15 protein-coding genes are annotated in these 16,611 nt (G+C 56.4%); 14 read left to right on the plus strand and 1 reads right to left on the minus strand.

Annotated elements, in window-relative coordinates; translation table 11 throughout:
* Window positions 1-5: 5 nt before the first annotated feature.
* The 6 genes from AB1S56_RS10595 to holA all read left to right on the plus strand — a co-directional run bounded on the left by AB1S56_RS10595 (window position 6) and on the right by holA (window position 7,728).
* Window positions 6-1,298: a homocysteine synthase gene (locus AB1S56_RS10595; RefSeq protein WP_340867907.1), complete on the plus strand. Its 1,293-nt coding sequence runs from the start codon at window positions 6-8 to the stop codon at window positions 1,296-1,298.
* Between the two features lie 54 nt (window positions 1,299-1,352).
* Window positions 1,353-1,883, plus strand: coding sequence for a deaminase (locus AB1S56_RS10600; protein ID WP_340867906.1), 531 nt, complete (start codon window positions 1,353-1,355; stop codon window positions 1,881-1,883).
* 119 nt (window positions 1,884-2,002) lie between these two features.
* On the plus strand, window positions 2,003-4,642 hold the full coding sequence (locus tag AB1S56_RS10605; protein WP_340867905.1) for a ComEC/Rec2 family competence protein: 2,640 nt from the start codon (window positions 2,003-2,005) through the stop codon (window positions 4,640-4,642).
* Window positions 4,643-4,807: 165 nt separating this feature from the next.
* Window positions 4,808-5,356: a sigma-70 family RNA polymerase sigma factor gene (locus AB1S56_RS10610; protein ID WP_340867904.1), complete on the plus strand. Its 549-nt coding sequence runs from the start codon at window positions 4,808-4,810 to the stop codon at window positions 5,354-5,356.
* Complete coding sequence (locus AB1S56_RS10615; protein WP_340867903.1) at window positions 5,353-6,483, plus strand: zf-HC2 domain-containing protein; 1,131 nt, start codon at window positions 5,353-5,355, stop codon at window positions 6,481-6,483. Before AB1S56_RS10610 ends, AB1S56_RS10615 begins: the two co-directional genes overlap by 4 nt.
* A gap of 213 nt (window positions 6,484-6,696) precedes the next feature.
* Window positions 6,697-7,728 carry a DNA polymerase III subunit delta gene (gene holA / locus AB1S56_RS10620; RefSeq protein ID WP_340867901.1) on the plus strand — a complete coding sequence of 344 codons (1,032 nt, stop codon included), beginning with the start codon at window positions 6,697-6,699 and terminating at the stop codon, window positions 7,726-7,728.
* Between the two features lie 66 nt (window positions 7,729-7,794).
* Here holA and rpsT read toward each other — a convergent pair whose 3' ends face one another.
* Entirely contained in the window at window positions 7,795-8,067 is a 273-nt protein-coding gene (rpsT, locus tag AB1S56_RS10625) for a 30S ribosomal protein S20 (RefSeq protein ID WP_340867899.1), read from the minus strand.
* Window positions 8,068-8,245: 178 nt separating this feature from the next.
* Between rpsT and gpr the strand changes: the two genes are divergently transcribed.
* The 8 genes from gpr to grpE all read left to right on the plus strand — a co-directional run bounded on the left by gpr (window position 8,246) and on the right by grpE (window position 16,605).
* Window positions 8,246-9,250 (plus strand): GPR endopeptidase, encoded by a 1,005-nt coding sequence (gene gpr, locus AB1S56_RS10630; RefSeq protein WP_340867898.1) that lies wholly within the window; start codon window positions 8,246-8,248, stop codon window positions 9,248-9,250.
* A gap of 198 nt (window positions 9,251-9,448) precedes the next feature.
* Window positions 9,449-10,675, plus strand: coding sequence for a stage II sporulation protein P (gene spoIIP, locus AB1S56_RS10635; protein WP_340867897.1), 1,227 nt, complete (start codon window positions 9,449-9,451; stop codon window positions 10,673-10,675).
* A 6-nt stretch (window positions 10,676-10,681) separates the two neighbouring features.
* Window positions 10,682-11,086, plus strand: coding sequence for a hypothetical protein (locus AB1S56_RS10640; RefSeq protein WP_340867895.1), 405 nt, complete (start codon window positions 10,682-10,684; stop codon window positions 11,084-11,086).
* A 73-nt stretch (window positions 11,087-11,159) separates the two neighbouring features.
* Window positions 11,160-12,977: a translation elongation factor 4 gene (lepA, locus tag AB1S56_RS10645; protein WP_340867893.1), complete on the plus strand. Its 1,818-nt coding sequence runs from the start codon at window positions 11,160-11,162 to the stop codon at window positions 12,975-12,977.
* Between the two features lie 62 nt (window positions 12,978-13,039).
* A complete protein-coding gene (gene hemW / locus AB1S56_RS10650) occupies window positions 13,040-14,215 on the plus strand; it encodes a radical SAM family heme chaperone HemW (protein WP_340867892.1) in 1,176 nt (391 codons plus the stop codon).
* Window positions 14,216-14,341: 126 nt separating this feature from the next.
* A complete protein-coding gene (locus AB1S56_RS10655) occupies window positions 14,342-14,818 on the plus strand; it encodes an N-acetyltransferase (RefSeq protein WP_340867891.1) in 477 nt (158 codons plus the stop codon).
* A gap of 157 nt (window positions 14,819-14,975) precedes the next feature.
* Window positions 14,976-16,001, plus strand: a complete 1,026-nt coding sequence (gene hrcA / locus AB1S56_RS10660) for a heat-inducible transcriptional repressor HrcA (RefSeq protein WP_340867890.1) — start codon at window positions 14,976-14,978, stop codon at window positions 15,999-16,001.
* Between the two features lie 31 nt (window positions 16,002-16,032).
* The gene (grpE, locus tag AB1S56_RS10665; protein WP_340867889.1) at window positions 16,033-16,605 is read left to right on the plus strand and encodes a nucleotide exchange factor GrpE; all 573 of its coding nucleotides are present in this window, start codon (window positions 16,033-16,035) and stop codon (window positions 16,603-16,605) included.
* The last annotated feature ends 6 nt before the right edge of the window (window positions 16,606-16,611 follow it).

The following is a 16,611-nucleotide window of genomic DNA, read 5'->3' on the forward strand; positions in this document are numbered from 1 at the left end:
TATTTATGTCCGATCAACCACGCTTTTCGCTTGACACATTAGCCGTTCATGGCGGCCAATCCATTGATCCTACAACGATGTCCCGAGCTGTTCCCATCTACCAAACCACTTCCTACGGCTTCCGGGATACGGACCATGCGGCCAACCTGTTCTCGCTGCAGGAATTCGGCAATATTTATACACGTATCATGAATCCGACAACAGATGTATTCGAGAAGCGCGTAGCCGAGCTAGAAGGAGCGCCGGCTGCGCTGGCTGTCGCGTCTGGCCAGGCGGCTATTACGTATTCCATTCTGAATATCGCGGGATCAGGCGACGAGATTGTTTCTGCGACAAGCCTCTATGGCGGCACGTACAACCTGTTCTCGACCACGCTTCCGAAGCTGGGCATTAAGGTGAAATTTGTTGATCCCTCGAATCCGGAAAACTTCCGCGCAGCGATTACGGACAAGACCAAAGCCGTGTATGCCGAGACGATCGGCAATCCGAAGGGCGACGTAATCGATCTGGAGGCCGTTGCGGCTATTGCGCATGAGCATGGCGTTCCGTTTATTGTCGACAATACCTTCCCAAGCCCTTACCTGTGCCGTCCGATCGAGCACGGCGCTGACATTGTCGTGCATTCCGCAACCAAATTTATCGGCGGACACGGTACTTCCATTGGCGGCGTGATCGTGGACGGCGGTACATTCAACTGGAAGGAAAGCGGCAGATTCCCTGGCTTGACCGAGCCGGACCCGAGCTATCACGGCGTTGTGTACACAGACGCGGTTGGGCCTATCGCTTATATTATTAAAGCTCGCGTACAGCTGCTCCGGGACATGGGCGCGGCGCTGTCTCCGTTCAACTCCTTCCTGCTGCTGCAGGGTCTGGAGACGCTGCACCTTCGTATGGAGCGCCATAGCTCCAACGCGCTGGCGGTTGCGGAATATTTGGAGAAGCATGAAGCCGTGGAATGGGTGAACTACCCAGGCCTGAAGAGCCACGCTTCTTATGATATGGCACAGAAGTATTTGCCAAAGGGCAGCGGCGCTATTCTGACTTTCGGCATTAAGGGCGGTCTGGATGCGGGCAAAAAGATTATTAACGCCGTTCAGCTGTTCTCTCATCTTGCGAACGTAGGCGATTCCAAGTCGCTGATCATTCATCCAGCGAGCACGACGCATCAGCAGCTCACGGGTGAGGAGCAGACGGCTGCCGGCGTGGAGCCTGGCATGATTCGCCTGTCTGTCGGTACAGAAGGAATCGGCGACATTATTGCGGATCTGGAGCAGGCTATCGCGCGCAGCCAGCAATAATACGTACTACATCGTAGAAGCAACTCCGGGGGCAGCCCGAGACGGGAGGATGGTATGACGGCCGGCGTTCATGACACGGTCCGCAAGGACTGGGACACTTATTTTATGGATATCGCGTATATGGTATCGACCCGTTCGAGATGCCCCAGGCGTCATGTCGGGGCCGTTCTCGTGCAGGGCAAGAAGCTGCTAGGAACGGCGTATAACGGTGCGCCCATGGGCGCGCATGACTGTCTGGAGGCGGGCTGTATGATCTCGGAAGAGGCCGAGGTGCAGCTGGTGGACGGCCAGGAGCTTGTTATTCGCAAGCAGCGATGCATCCGCACAATTCACGCCGAGCAGAATCTGCTGCTGTTCACGGACCGCGCCGACCGTGAAGGCTCCGTTGTATATGTGACGGATCAGCCCTGCTGGACATGCGCGAATATGCTGGCGAACAGCGGCGTGCAGGAAATTGTCTTCCACCGGGCTTATCCGAAGGACAGCGAGAAGGTGTTCGCGCTAATGGCGCAGCAGGGCATTGTGTTCCGTCAGCTGGAGCTTTATTCGCCTCCGCCCCAAGCGCATATGGAGGTCACGCAATAAGCGGCAAGAATAAATCAATAGATTCAATTCGCGAGGGAGAACCTCCGGACGCATGGCTATCATGCGCCGGAGGTTCTTTTGCGTGCTGGAGAAGCACAAATGAGATAGGAGTGTGGGCTATGCCATGGATGGATAGACGGCCGCTCGTCTGGTTCGCGGCGAGCTTCGTTACGGGGAGCGCCGCGGCGGCCGGGCTGGGCGCACGCGGCGCGCTGCTGGCTGCGGCGGCCGCTGCGCTGCTGGCCGTCGCAGCCGTGCTTGGCAAGCAGGCGAGCCGATACGTTGCGATTGCCTGCTTGATCGGGTTATGCCTGGCGGCGGGGAGCCGGCTGTGGGCGGAGGCGCGGAATGTAACCGCGCTTCAGGAGCTTGCAGCCGCCGCCGAGGCGGACGGGCCGAGAGCGGCGTACAGCGCCGACGCTCTCGGCACGATTGTGAGCGCGGTCGAGCTCGACGGCGACCGCGTCACCTTCCACATGGAGGCGCATGCCATCCATGTGGCGGGGCGACAGCCGCTCGAGCGAACGCGCGAGCGGCTTCGCGTGGTGCTCCGACTAAGCGAAGCATCGGAGCTGGAGGTCGCCGCGGCGTGGCAGCGCGGCGACGAAGTGCGCGTCGCCGGCGAGCTGTCGCGGCCGGCGGAGGCGACCAACAGCGGCGGCTTCGACTACCGCCGCTACCTGCGCAGCCAGGGGATCCACTGGCTGCTGCAAGCGAAGGGCGCCGCCGCCCTCGACGTCTCGTCTCCTGCGGCGGAACGCTTGACCGCGACCGCTCTGCTCGGCCGCGTCGACGCCGCGCGCGCATGGCTGGGCGCGCGGCTGGGCGCCATGTATCCGGATGAGCAGTCCGGATACATGCAGGGGCTGCTCCTCGGCATCCGCGAGGAGCTTGATCCCGATCGCTTCCAGGCCTTCGCCCGGCTCGGTCTGACGCATATTCTCGCCATCTCGGGGCTTCACGTCGCCGTCTTTATGTATGCCGTCGGAGGGCTGCTGAAGCTGGCGGGGCAGCCGCGCGAGCGCGTGCTGACGGCGCTTATGCTCGCTGTGCCGCTCTATGTGATGCTCGCGGGCGCCTCGCCGTCCGTGCTTCGGGCCGGCATTATGGCCCTGCTGGGGCTGATTGCTGCCAGGCTCGGCAAGCTGAAGGACGGCCTGCATCTGCTGGCGGCGGCAGCGGTTCTGCTGCTGCTCGTGAATCCTTATTATATGGAGAGCGTCAGCTTCCAGCTCTCCTTCCTCGTTACGCTGGGGTTGATTCTCGGTGTGCCTCCCGTTCGCGCGCTGCTCCCGAAGCCGAAGCGGGGAGGCTGGCTGCTTGATCTGGCTGCGGTGACGGTTGTCGCGCAGCTCGTATCGTTCCCCGTTACGATTTATTACTTTAATCAATTCCATCTCCTGTCGCTGCTCGCGAACTTCGTGCTGGTCCCGTTCATCAGCTTCGTCGTGATGCCCTCCGGTGCGGCCGCGATGGTGCTTGGCTTGGTCTGGCCGCAAGGCGGGCAATGGCTCGCCGACTTGACATCGGCGGCCAATGCTTGGTCGTTCGGGCTTGTAGACGCAATGGCTGAGCTGGACGGGCTGCTTGTCATATGGGCTACTCCGCCTCTGTGGTGGGTGGCAAGCTGGCTGCTCCTGCTGGCGCTGCTGTTCCGTTATATCAGAAGCCGAGCCTCCTTGCTGCGATGGAATGGCAGCGGAGCCGAGCAGCCTGACGATGAAGCAACCAAGCCCCTTGGCGGAGTCCAGTCCCATTCCAGCATGCCTGATGCAGCCCCAATACAATACTCGGGGACCAGGCTTCCCTGGCTCCCTCTTGCGGGCTTCTTCGCTGCGTTTGCAGCGCTTCTGGTCTACGCTGCAGACCCGCATCGGCTCGACCGCTCCGCCACGGTCAGCTTCCTGGATGTTGGCCAAGGCGACGCGGCGCTCATACGAACCCCTGCCGGGAAGCATGTGCTGATCGACGGGGGAGGCACAATCTCATTCGCCAAGCCGGGGGAGGAGTGGAGGGAACGCCGAGATCCCTTCGAGGTCGGCCGGAAGGTTGTTGTCCCTTTATTAATGCAGAGAGGGGTCAGCGAGCTGGAGCTGCTCATCATCTCTCATCTGGACAGCGATCATATCAAGGGATTGCTGGCTGTGCTGGAGCAGATTCCCGTGCAAGCCATCTGGTGGAACGGCTCACTCAAGGGCTCTGAAGACGCGCTGGAGCTGATGGAGCTTGCGTTGTCGGAGGGCATCCCGCTGTATGCGCCTGCTGCGGGAGATACGCTGCAGCTGGAGCCGGACGCAGCCCTGAAGGTGCATTGGCCAGTAAAGGCAGCAGGTGAAGGCGCTGGTGCTGGTGCGATTCCTGAGGTGAAGGAGCAGAATGAACGAAGTCTTGTTTTCTCCCTAACGATGTATGGGCGTTCGGTTCTGTTCACCGGGGACATATCAACCGGGACGGAATCCCTTATTATGGAGAATGAACAGCAAAGGGCTGATGCAGAGGGGGAGGGTGCTGGCGGCCGGGTTGACTTGATGAAGGTCGCCCATCATGGCAGCCGTTATTCCACAAGCTCGGAATGGCTGGCCTTCTGGCAGCCGCAAGGCGCCATAGCCTCGGTGTCAGCGACCAATGTATACGGGCATCCTCATCCCGATACGGCTCAGCGTATCCAAGCTGCGGGAGCAAGACTATGGCGCACGGACCAGGATGGAGAGGTCCAATTCCGTGTGACGGAAGAGGGCGAGCTGTTATGGAAGGAATGAGCGTATATACGGAATTCTAAAATTTTGGTATTCTTGAGTTTGAAGTTTATAGACTCGTTAGACTCGTTCACATAAACATATAAAAAGATAAATGTTCCAGCAAATCATGTGCAACATTCGACGCAGCCAGTTCGTCAATAAGGTTGCAGGAGAGGAGGATCCTTCGTGGTGGAGCCGGACCTGATTAAAGCCGCCCAAGCGGGAGATCGAGACGCTTTAATCACTCTGTTGCGTGAGATTGAAACCCATGTTTATCGGACAGCCTATTATATATTAAACAACGAGCAGGATGCGATGGACGCGGCCCAAGAGGCGCTCATTCGCATCTATACGAAGATAGGCTCTTACGAGGAGAAGGCCCAATTCAAAACATGGATTCAGCGTATTGTAACCAATATATGTATCGACAAATTCAGAAGAAACAAACCGACGGTTTCGATAGACGAGCATGAGCTCGTATTCCGGGAGAAGCAGAACGTAGAGGAGGAAGTATTGTCCGCTTACGCCCTGCAGGATATTCGGAGCGCTATCGACAAGCTGCCGGAGCATCATCGGACAGTTGTTGTGCTGCGATACTTGCAGGATTTCTCCTACAACGAGATTGCGGATTCATTGGATTTGCCCCTTAACACGGTCAAATCCTATCTATTCAGGGCCAGGCAGCAGCTGCAAAATTTACTTCAAGATTATCAGAAAGGTGGTGTCCGGGGATGAATTGTCAAGAGGTGATGGAGCTCATGCAGAGACAGTTGGATGACGACCTCGACGATGAGGAAATGATCGTCCTGAATAATCATACCAGACAATGTCCGGACTGCGCGGCCGCGTTCGAGCGTCTGCAGCGCTTATCTGCCGAGCTGGCCAGCCTGCCCAAGGTAACGCCCAGCTTCAGCCTGGTGGACGCCATTATGCCGGAGCTGGAGAGAATCGATCTCGCGGCGAGGGAAGCCACTATGCTTGCGGGTGCGGCCGGCACCGCTCCTGAGCCTATGAAGGTCGACGGGGCCAGCGTCTCCCGCAGGGTGAAGCCGGCAAGGAGATGGCCGTCATGGAGCGCTGTAGGCAGCGTGGTGGCGGCGGGCGTCGTCGCTGGCGTGTTCCTGCTGAATGCGCCGAATTTCGACGGAGGCTCGGGCGCATACGATTCAGCCCAATATTCGGCGGATATGAATACGGCTGGCGAGGCGAGTGCGGGAGCTTCCGATATAACGAAGCTCAAGAAGAATGAAGGCGGCGACTTGTCCGAAGGTGACATTGAGCTGTATAGGTCAGGGGCGCCATCGCAAGGTGAGGAAGCGAACGATGCTCCCTCCAGCCCCGAAGCGGGAGGTGCGGCGCCGTCTGGAGCCGCGGTGAAGACAGCTCCGAGCATCGCCAGGGAAACCCGGGATGAGTCGCCTTCCGCTCCGGCGCCCGAAGCGGCTGTCGAGCCCTCGATGCCCCCTGACAATGAAGTGAAGGAAGAAAGGGGCTTGGAGAACGGCTCCGGAGGACCATTGTCGGATGATGCTGTGAATGAATCAGAGCCGCTCGCGGAGGAATCCGAGCGTATGGACAGCGTAGACCAGAAGGGCATGGAGATGGGCATTGCTTCGGCGATCTCTTATCCGTCGCCGGATGGAGCATACGTGGCTCGCGTCGAGGACTACAGCATTGTTATTACGGCAGCGGCTACAGGCGAGCTTCTGATGGAAACCGCGCGCAAGAACGGCCATCATGGAGGGCTGGTCTGGTCCGAGGATGGCAGCGAGCTCCTGTATGAGGTGCAGCTGGACTACGGAGCAACGGTGGCATATACGATATCGACGGACCAATGGACGGAGAAGAAGGCTTCGCATTAATTTGGCGGGTATGTGCACAAGTGGAGCCTATAGGGAGTATGATAAAGCATGAGAACAGTCTGCGACGTACCGGTGACGTCGTAAGACCATCTGTGAAGGCGGCGCCATGGAGCCGTCGGCAGATGTTAATATAAAGGCAAAGGGATGGCCAAACAGGCGCATCCCTTTGTTGCCATTGTGAAGCGACTGTAGAAGCGGAGTGAAACGAGAAGAATGGAAATGAAGGAGACGCTCAAGGAAATCAAGGCGGGAGCATACAAGCCTGTATATGTGGTGTACGGCAAGGATCGATATCGGATGGAGCAGTTTGTGGATACGTTGATTGACTCCATGTTCAGCCCAGAGGAGCGAGAGATGGGCGTTATGAAATTCGATACGGGCGAGACGCCGCTGGAGGAAGCTGTCATGGAGGCGGAGTCGCCTCCGTTCTTCCTGGAGCGCAAGCTGGTTCTGGTGCGGGACGCCTCTGTATTCGCAGCCGGCGGCAAGGAAAACGCGAAGCTGGAGCATCGTCCTGAGACGTTGCTGAGCTACTTGAATAACCCGCTGGAGACGTCTGTCATGTTGTTCGCCGTGCAAGCGGACAAGCTGGACGAGCGCAGGAAGCTGGTGAAGACGCTGAAGGATCGGCGCGCCCTGATTGCCTTTCAGGAGCTGGATGCCCCTGAGCTGAAGCGGTGGATGCTTCGTCGGGCGGAGTCGCAGCGACGCCAAATGACGGAGGAGGCGGCGGAGCTGCTGCTTGTCCGCGTAGGCGTCAACATGGGACAGCTTGCTCAGGAGGTGGACAAGCTGTGCCTGCATGCTGGCGAGGGCGGCGTCATTGGGGCAGAGCAAGCGGCGCTGCTGACAGCCGCTACCGTGGAGGAGGATGTGTTCGCGCTTGTAGACGCGATTGCGGAGTTGCGGGTTGACAAGGCGCTTACCCTGTACCGCCAGCTGCTCGTGCGCAAGGAGGAGCCCATCAAGATTGCGGCTCTCATCGCTAGACAGCTGCGCATCATGCTGCAGATTAAGGAGCTGGAGGCGCAATATTCGCCGCAGCAGATGGCCGGCCAGCTCGGTCTTCATCCCTACGCGGTTAAGCTTGCCGCGGAAAAAAGCCGCAAATTCCAGACGCCAAGGCTTGGGAGGCTGCTGTCGTCCCTTGCAGAGCTGGATTACGGCATGAAAACCGGCGGCATCGACAAAACCTTTGGGCTCGAGATGTACCTCCTGTCGCTGGCACAAGAAAAAAGAGCGTAGCCAACAAAAAAACGGATGCTTCTCCGCATGGGCGGAGAGCATCCGTTTTTTACCTGATTCTATGTCTTACGCTTGCGCTGACAAAGCATTCAGACGTTTTGCAAGACGAGATTTTTTGCGGGCAGCCGCATTTTTATGAATCAGGCCTTTCGTAACTGCTTTGTCCAATTTTTTCGAAGCAGTGATCAAAGCGGCTTTCGCTGCTTCAACATCAGTGCCGGCGATTGCTTGATCAGCAGTTTTAACGGCCGAACGAAGTGCGGATTTCTGGGAAGCGTTCAAAGCACGGCGCTTCTCGCTAGTTTTGACGCGTTTGATAGCGGATTTAATGTTTGGCATGGTATTTCACCTCCTACAAATAATCAGCGGAACAACACAACTTAAAATATATTAGCATGCGAGTGCCCAAAAAGCAATAGTAACCAATCTTCGGCTAGGCGACTGGAGGTCGGTATGAAAATACACGAGCTGTGAACACTAACGGAAGATGATCTGCTGAAGGGAGATAGGACACGCGATGAAGGATTTGGATCTGGAGCAATACAATGTGAGAACCGATTTGGCGCTGGAAGCGAAGGAGCTGGCTGAGAAGCCGGGAGCGGGACCAATTCCCGGCATTCAAGTTCAAACGGAAGAGGAGGACGGCATTACCATTACGGTGCTTCATGTTCAGAATGAACAGGGCTCGCAGGCGATCGGCAAAATGCCGGGGCATTACATTACGCTAGAGGTGCCTGGCCTTCGCAATGGCGATACCGGTCTTCAGGACCGCGTAACGACCAAGTTCGCCCAGCATTTCGAGCAGTTCCTGCAGCGGCTGCAAATTCCGAAGACGGCTCGCGTCCTCATTGTTGGACTGGGCAATTGGAACGTCACCCCGGACGCGCTGGGACCGCTGGTTGTGGAGAACGTTATGGTAACCCGACATTTCTTCGAGCTGATGCCGGATCAGGTGGCGCCTGGCTATCGGCCCGTCAGCGCGGTTGCTCCCGGCGTGCTTGGCATTACCGGCATCGAGTCCAGTGAGATCGTGCATGGCATTGTGGACAAGTCCAAGCCGGATCTGATTATCGCAATCGACGCGCTCGCCTCCAAGGCGCTGGAGCGGGTCAATACGACGATTCAGATCGCGGACACAGGCATTCATCCCGGCTCCGGAATCGGCAATAAGCGCAAAGGGCTGACGAAGGAAATATTAGGTGTGCCCGTCATTGCAATCGGAGTGCCAACCGTTGTCTACGCATCAACCATCGTCAACAATACGTTTGAGCTGATGCGCAACCACCTGGAGGCTCAGAACGGCGATACCAACCAGATATTCGGCCTGCTGAACGGCATGGAGGAGACGGAGCGGCTGCAGCTCGTTCGAGAGGTGCTGAGCCCTATTGGACATGATCTGCTCGTCACGCCTAAGGAAGTGGACGAATTTATCGAGGACATCGCCAATATTATCGCCAGCGGCCTGAACGCTTCGCTCCATGATGCGATTACGACGGACAACGTGGCGGCTTATACGCATTAGCGCGAGCATAAGCGGGGAACCGCTGTGCCTGCATCCCGGCGGAGCTTGGACGCTGCTTACGCGTCCGAGCCCGCTTTTTTTGCGTGCCTGCCTAACGACTCTACCTTCCTGGTTCTATGAACCGAGCTTGTCTCATAGATTGATAGTAGCTTAGGAAAGCTTAACTATCGCTTTGCGGATAACGGGAGGTATACCTATATGTTGAATCGTAAGCCTATGCGACGGAAGGATTGGAAGGATAGCTACAAAATTCGGCAGCTGCTCGTGACGGGCAAGGCGTTTTCACTGCTTTCGCTTAGCTCCATGCTGTTTTTTGTGATGCTCGGCATTGCCGGAATCGCACATCAGCAGTCGGAAAGCTCGCCGATTCATTCCATGAAGGGCTTTGCCGCTGCAGTACCGGGAGGTTTCTTTGGCGATATGCTGGAGATGGAGATGCCATCTTTCCAGAGCGGCATGCCGTCGGACTCCTTCACCTCGCAGGAAATCAGCGCTTTCATGATGCGGACGCTGACCAGCATCAATCCGAGCACGCCTGGGGGCCTGCTGGCCGCGGAGCTTCCCGGCATGGCGAACGATTCCTTCCTCATTCGCAAAGGCGTCGGAACGGACACCAACATCGGACCCAAGGATCAGCTGCCGATCGTAGATTCGGACGGCGTCCAAGTCCCGGACAACGGCGGGAAGCCTGAGGAGCCTGGGGCAGAGCCAGATAACGGGCCAAGCGGGGAAGGCGGGGAGGAGCCCGAGGTGTCGGCGGCTCCGCAGCCGGAGGAGCCTTCGACGGGCGACGCCAAAATTGCGTTTATCTATCATTCTCATAATAGAGAGTCCTGGTATCCGGAGGTGGACGCCAAGGATGCGAACTCCAGCACCAAAAACATTACGTTGGTGGGCAAGCGGCTTGCCGAGAAGCTGGAGGAGGAGGGCATCGGCGCCATGCATTCTGATACGGATTATCCCACAGCTATAAAGGGATATCGATGGGAGCTCAGCTACAAATATTCCAAAAAAACGGTGCAGGAGGCGCTCGCCAGCAGCAACGACTTAAAGTTCATCTTCGACATTCATCGCGATTCGCAGAAGCGGAAATATACGACGGTAGACATTAACGGCGTGAGCTATGCCCAGGTTTATTTTATCATCGGCCACAAAAACCCCAACTGGAAGGAAAACGAAGCATTTGCTACCCAGATTCATGAGGCGCTGGAGAAGAGGTATCCTGGTATCTCCAGAGGGATATGGGGGAAAACAACTGCTACAGGCAATGCCGAATATAACCAGTCGCTCGCTTCGGAGAGCGTGCTGCTGGAAATTGGCGGCGTAGAAAATACGCTGGAGGAATCGTACCGCACGGCAGACGCGCTGGGCGAAATCATAGCGGAAATTTATTGGGAAGCCGAGAAGGTAAGCGGAGAGGGGTAGAGCGGAATGAAGGGACACGCATGGAAGTGGCTGATTATAGGCGGCGCGCTTGCGATTGTTGTCATGTTCGGCTTGGAGATGACGTCATCCGGCATTGAACGCATATATGGGCCTATTGAGGGCGAAGGGGGCTATTCCAATCCATATGGCTATGAAACGGGCGGGGCGCAGGAGCCCCAGCGGGAGAGCTACGAGTCCGAGACGGAGAAGCGGATCGCGCAGCTGGAGAAGGAGCTGGAGGAAATACGCCGCGCTTACGGCTACAACGGGGAAAGGCTGCCCGGCATGCCGTACGAGGACGGTCAGCCCGCCGTCAACAAGATAGCCGATTCTACGTCGGGCATGCTCCAATCGGCGTCGAGCAAGGGCATCCGGCTCGTGGCGGACTTGTTCGACGGCCTGATGCACTAATTGCTGTCACTCCTTCAAGCTGATATAATAGGAGGAATGATTGGAATTATTGGAATGTGTGGGGGCCTAGTGCATGACTGATGTTCGCGACCGACAGAAGAAAATAAGAAATTTTTCCATTATTGCTCATATCGACCATGGCAAGTCGACGCTTGCCGACCGAATCTTGGAATATACGGGAGCGCTCAGCTCCCGGGAAATGCAGGCTCAGGTGCTGGATCAGATGGATCTGGAGCGCGAGCGCGGCATTACGATCAAGCTGCAGGCGGTCAGGCTGAGCTACCGCGCTGACGACGGCGAGGAGTATTTGCTTAATCTGATTGACACGCCGGGGCATGTCGACTTCACGTACGAGGTATCCCGAAGCATGGCTGCCTGCGAAGGCGCTCTGCTGGTCGTTGACGCCGCACAGGGCATTGAAGCCCAGACGCTGGCTAACGTTTATCTGGCGCTTGACAACAACCTTGAGGTGTTGCCGGTTATTAACAAGATCGATCTGCCAAGCGCAGAGCCGGAGCGCGTCAAGGGAGAGATTGAGGACGTTATCGGCCTTGACGCCAGCGAAGCGGTGCACGCTTCCGCGAAAGCGGGAATCGGCATTAAGGAAATACTGGAGCAGGTTGTCACGAAGGTGCCGGCTCCCAATGGCGATCCCGATCAGCCTCTGAAGGCGTTGATCTTCGACTCCCATTACGACGCGTACAAAGGCGTTATCGTCTATGTTCGGGTAATTGACGGCCATATAAAGGCGGGCAAAAAAATCCGGTTTATGGCGACGGGCGCTGAATTCGAGGTTATCGAGGTGGGCGCGTTCAAGCCGCGTATGACCATTGTAGACGAGCTGTCGGTAGGGGACGTAGGTTTTGTTGTGGCGGGCATTAAGAACGTCAAGGACACGCGCGTCGGCGACACGGTCACGGATGCCAAGAAGCCTGCGCCGGAGCCGCTCCCGGGCTACCGCCGCATTAACCCCATGGTATATTGCGGTCTGTACCCGATCGAGACGCAGGATTACAACGATCTTCGCGAGGCGCTGGAGAAGCTGGAGCTGAACGACGCTTCGCTCCGCTATGAGCCGGAGTCCTCAACAGCGCTGGGATTTGGATTCCGCTGCGGCTTCCTGGGCCTGCTCCATATGGAGATTATCCAGGAGCGGATTGAACGGGAATTCAACATTCCGCTTATTACGACCGCGCCAAGCGTTATTTACAAGGTTACATTGACGAACGGGGAGCAGATGGACATCGACAACCCGTCCAACTATCCGGAGTCCGGACGACTGGATTACGTGGAGGAGCCTTATGTGAAGGCCTCCATTATCGTTCCGAACGACTTTGTCGGCACGATTATGGAGCTTTGCCAGGGCAAGCGCGGAGAGTTCATCAATATGGAATACCTGGACTCGAACCGCGTAACGCTGACCTACGAGATGCCGCTGTCGGAGATCGTATACGATTTCTTCGATCAGCTGAAATCCCGCACAAAGGGCTATGCTTCGTTTGATTACGAGGTGTCGGGGTATCGCAAGTCCAGTCTGGTCAAAATGGATATTATGCTGAACGGCGAGCAGGTCGACGCGTTGTCCGTTATCGTGCACCGCGATCGCGCGTACGCTCGCGGACGCATTATTTGCGAGAAGATGAAGGAGCTTATTCCGCGTCAGATGTTCGAGGTGCCGGTTCAGGCATCTATCGGCACAAAGGTTATCGCGCGGGAGACGGTCAAGGCTATGCGCAAGAACGTTCTTGCCAAATGCTACGGCGGCGACATCAGCCGGAAGCGGAAGCTGCTGGAGAAGCAGAAGGAAGGCAAGAAGCGGATGAAGCAGGTCGGCAGCGTAGAGGTGCCTCAAGAGGCGTTTATGGCGGTGCTGAAAATCGACGAGGACTAACAAGCATGACCAGGGGGAGAGCGACGCTCTCCTTCCTTTTTTGTAAGAGAGGGGCTACCATTATGCATCCATTCATGGCGTCGCCGAAGGCGCTGTATATTCATATCCCGTTCTGTACGAACAAATGCCATTATTGCGACTTTACTTCTTATGTGCTGAAAGGGCAGCCCGTGGATTCCTACCTGGATGCTCTGGAGGAGGAGATGAAGCGAACGGTGGCGGAGCTTCCGCCGGACCGTATCGACACGGTGTTCGTGGGCGGAGGCACTCCAACTGTGCTTACGCCGCCTCAGATGAAGCGATTCCTGGAGTCGGTATTCCGGCACTTCCCCATCGCGGAAGGGGCGGAATTCACAATGGAGGCCAATCCAGGCACGACGGACGCCGATAAGCTGGCCGCGATGAAGGCGGGCGGCGTGAATCGCATCAGCTTCGGCGTGCAGTCGTTCGACAATGGCCTGCTGGAGCGGATCGGCCGCATACACAATGTGGACGATGTCTATCGGAGTCTGGAAAATGCCCGCAGCGCCGGCTTTCACAACCTGTCGATCGACCTGATGTTTGGTCTGCCTGGACAGACGCTGGAGCTGCTGTCCGATAGCGTGGATCGGGCAATGGCGCTCGGCCTGCCGCATTATTCGCTCTACAGCTTGAAGGTAGAGGAGAATACGCTGTTCCATAAGCTGTATGAGCGGAATGAGCTTCCGCTGCCTGCGGAGGAGGAGGAGCTTGGGATGTTCCTGCTGCTCATGGAGAAGCTGAAGGCTGGCGGCTACCGCCATTACGAGATCAGCAACTTCGCCAAGCCGGGCTACGAGAGCAGACATAACTCCACCTATTGGCGCAACGAGCCTTATTATGGGCTGGGAGCCGGAGCGCACGGCTATGCTCGAGGACAACGCCATGTGAATCTGAAGGGCGTGCAGCCTTATATCGATGCGAGCCAAGCGAAGCTGCCGCGGCTGGAGAGCTATTCGATACCGGAGCATGAAGCGATGGAGGACTTTATGATGGTAGGACTGCGGCTGCTGGAGGGTGTGCAGGCCTCCCGATTCGCCATGCAGTTCCCGGGACATCGACTGGAGGACCATTACGGCGCGGTGCTGGAGAAGCAAATTCGCGACGGCTTGCTGGAACGCCTTGACGCTGGCGGCGACACCGTATATCGGCTGACGGAGCGCGGCGTTCTGCTGGGCAATGAGGTATTTGGGGCGTTTCTTGGCGTGGAGCAGGGATAGAACCGCTAGCGAGACCGATCAGGAATCTTTTGGTGAAAAAGAGACTTGAGAATTCATTCATTATGATGTATATTTATTCATATTCTTATAACGAATGATTCGGAACTCGCGGGGGTGCAGGCGGCGATGCAGGCATTGGATGTATTATGCAGGACGGCAAATGAGCAGGACGTAGAAACGTTGTTTCAATTAATAAAGGGCTACGCTGAGCAAGGGATTATGTTACCCCGATCCCGCGAGGCTCTCGCACATATGATCGACACGTTTGTTGTAGCGGAGGTTGGCGGCGTCGTCGTTGGCTGCGGCGCTCTGACGAAGCTTGGAGAGAACTTGGTCGAGATTCGTTCGCTTGGCATTACCGAAGGTTACAAGAGCTACGGAATCGGCAGCAAGCTGGTGGAGAAGCTGCTGGAGCAGGCTAAGGAGCAGGGCATCACGAAGGTAATGGCGCTGACTTACGCTGACAAATTTTTTGAACGGAACGGCTTCTCGATTGTAGACAAGGAGATATTCCCCGAGAAGGTATGGAAGGACTGCGTCAACTGCCCGAAGCAGCATGCGTGTGATGAAATTGCGGTGCTGCGGACCTTGTCGCTGGATTGAGCTGATGGAGCAACAAAAATGATACCTATAGGGCCAAACCGACTTGACAACGACAAAGTTGGTTTGGTATTTTTGTATTAGCGATTAGCACTCATATGAGTTGAGTGCTAACGAAGGACCGAATCTTACATTTTCCTAAGAATATGGAGGGGTCGAAATGCTGACAGATCGACAGCGTATGATATTAAATGCCATCGTAGATGATTATATTCGTTCAGCCGAGCCGGTTGGCTCCCGCAGCATTTCGAAGAGGGGCGACGTTGCCTTCAGCCCAGCCACCATTCGGAATGAAATGGCGGATTTGGAGGAGCTGGGCTATCTGGAGCAGCCGCACACCTCTGCCGGACGCGTACCCTCCACCAAGGGCTACCGTTATTATGTCGATCATCTCGTGCAGCTGAAGCAGCTGACGGATGAGGATATGAATCAGGTCCGTTCCATGGTGACGGACAAGATGAATCAGATGGAGCAGGTGATTCAGCATACGGCGAGCATTTTGTCCAGTCTGACGAATTATACGTCCATTCTGCTTGGACCGGAGCTGTTCCACACCTCGCTGAAGCACTTCGGCCTTGTGCCGCTGAACGCGACATCCGCGGTGGCGATTATTGTCACGAACACCGGCCATGTGGAGAATCGGACGATTACGATTCCGCAGGACCTGAATATGGACGATATGCAGAAGGTTGTTAACATTCTGAATACGAAGCTTGTTGGCGTGCCGTTGATTCGGCTGAAGGCAAAGCTGTATTCGGAGGTGGGCCAGGAGCTTGAACGGCATGTGGATCACTATGAGGGTCTAATTAATGTGCTGGAGAGCGCGCTTCAGAATGACGAGGAGCAGCGCATCTTCTTGGGCGGCGCGACGAACATGCTGACACAGCCCGAGTTCAAGGATGTAGACAAGGTGAAGACGATTCTGGATATGCTTGGCGAAGCGCCGACCATTATGAAGATGTTCGCGTCGCTGCCTTCAGGCATACAAGTGCGAATCGGAACAGAAAATGATCATAAGGCCATCAGCGACTGCAGCCTGATTACCGCCACTTATTCCATTGACGGCGAGCCGCTCGGCACCATTGGCATACTGGGGCCTACGCGCATGGAGTATGGCAAGGTCATCAGCTTGATTGATTTGATATCCAAGGATATGGGCCATATGCTCAGCCGTTGGTATAAATGAGAACCCAGCATTACGTTTAGGAGGTGAACAGATGAGTGCCAAGGAACAACAGAATGAAGCAGTGGATACAGTAGTAGAAGAGCAAGCGTCGGATTCGATGCAGGAGGCTGCTGAGAGCCAGGACGCTGCCCCAGAAGCCGAGCAAGCGGCGACGGATTCCCGTTACGACGAGCTAGTGAAGCAGGCAGAGGAAGCGCAGCAGCGATACTTAAGAGCACAGGCGGATTTCGACAACTTCCGTCGCAGGACGATGAAGGAGAAGGAAGAGCTTGGACAATACGCCTCCATGAAGCTGGTTGGCCAGCTATTGCCTGTCGTGGACAATTTCGAGCGCGCGATGGCGGCTGCTTCCAGCAACAGCGATTATGAGTCGCTGGCGAAGGGCGTAGACATGATATTCCGCCAGCTCAGCGGGACGCTCGACGCGGAAGGGCTGAAGCCGATTCAATCCGTCGGTGAACCATTTAATCCCGAATTCCATCAAGCTATTATGACGGTGGAATCTGATGAATATGAAGAAGGCATCGTAGTGGAGGAAGTTCAGAAGGGCTATATGCTCAAGGAGAAGGTACTCCGTCCCGCGATGGTGAAGGTTAGCGGCTAATGGGCC

The sequence above is a fragment of the Paenibacillus sp. PL2-23 genome (assembly GCF_040834005.1).
Lineage (GTDB): Bacteria > Bacillota > Bacilli > Paenibacillales > Paenibacillaceae > Pristimantibacillus.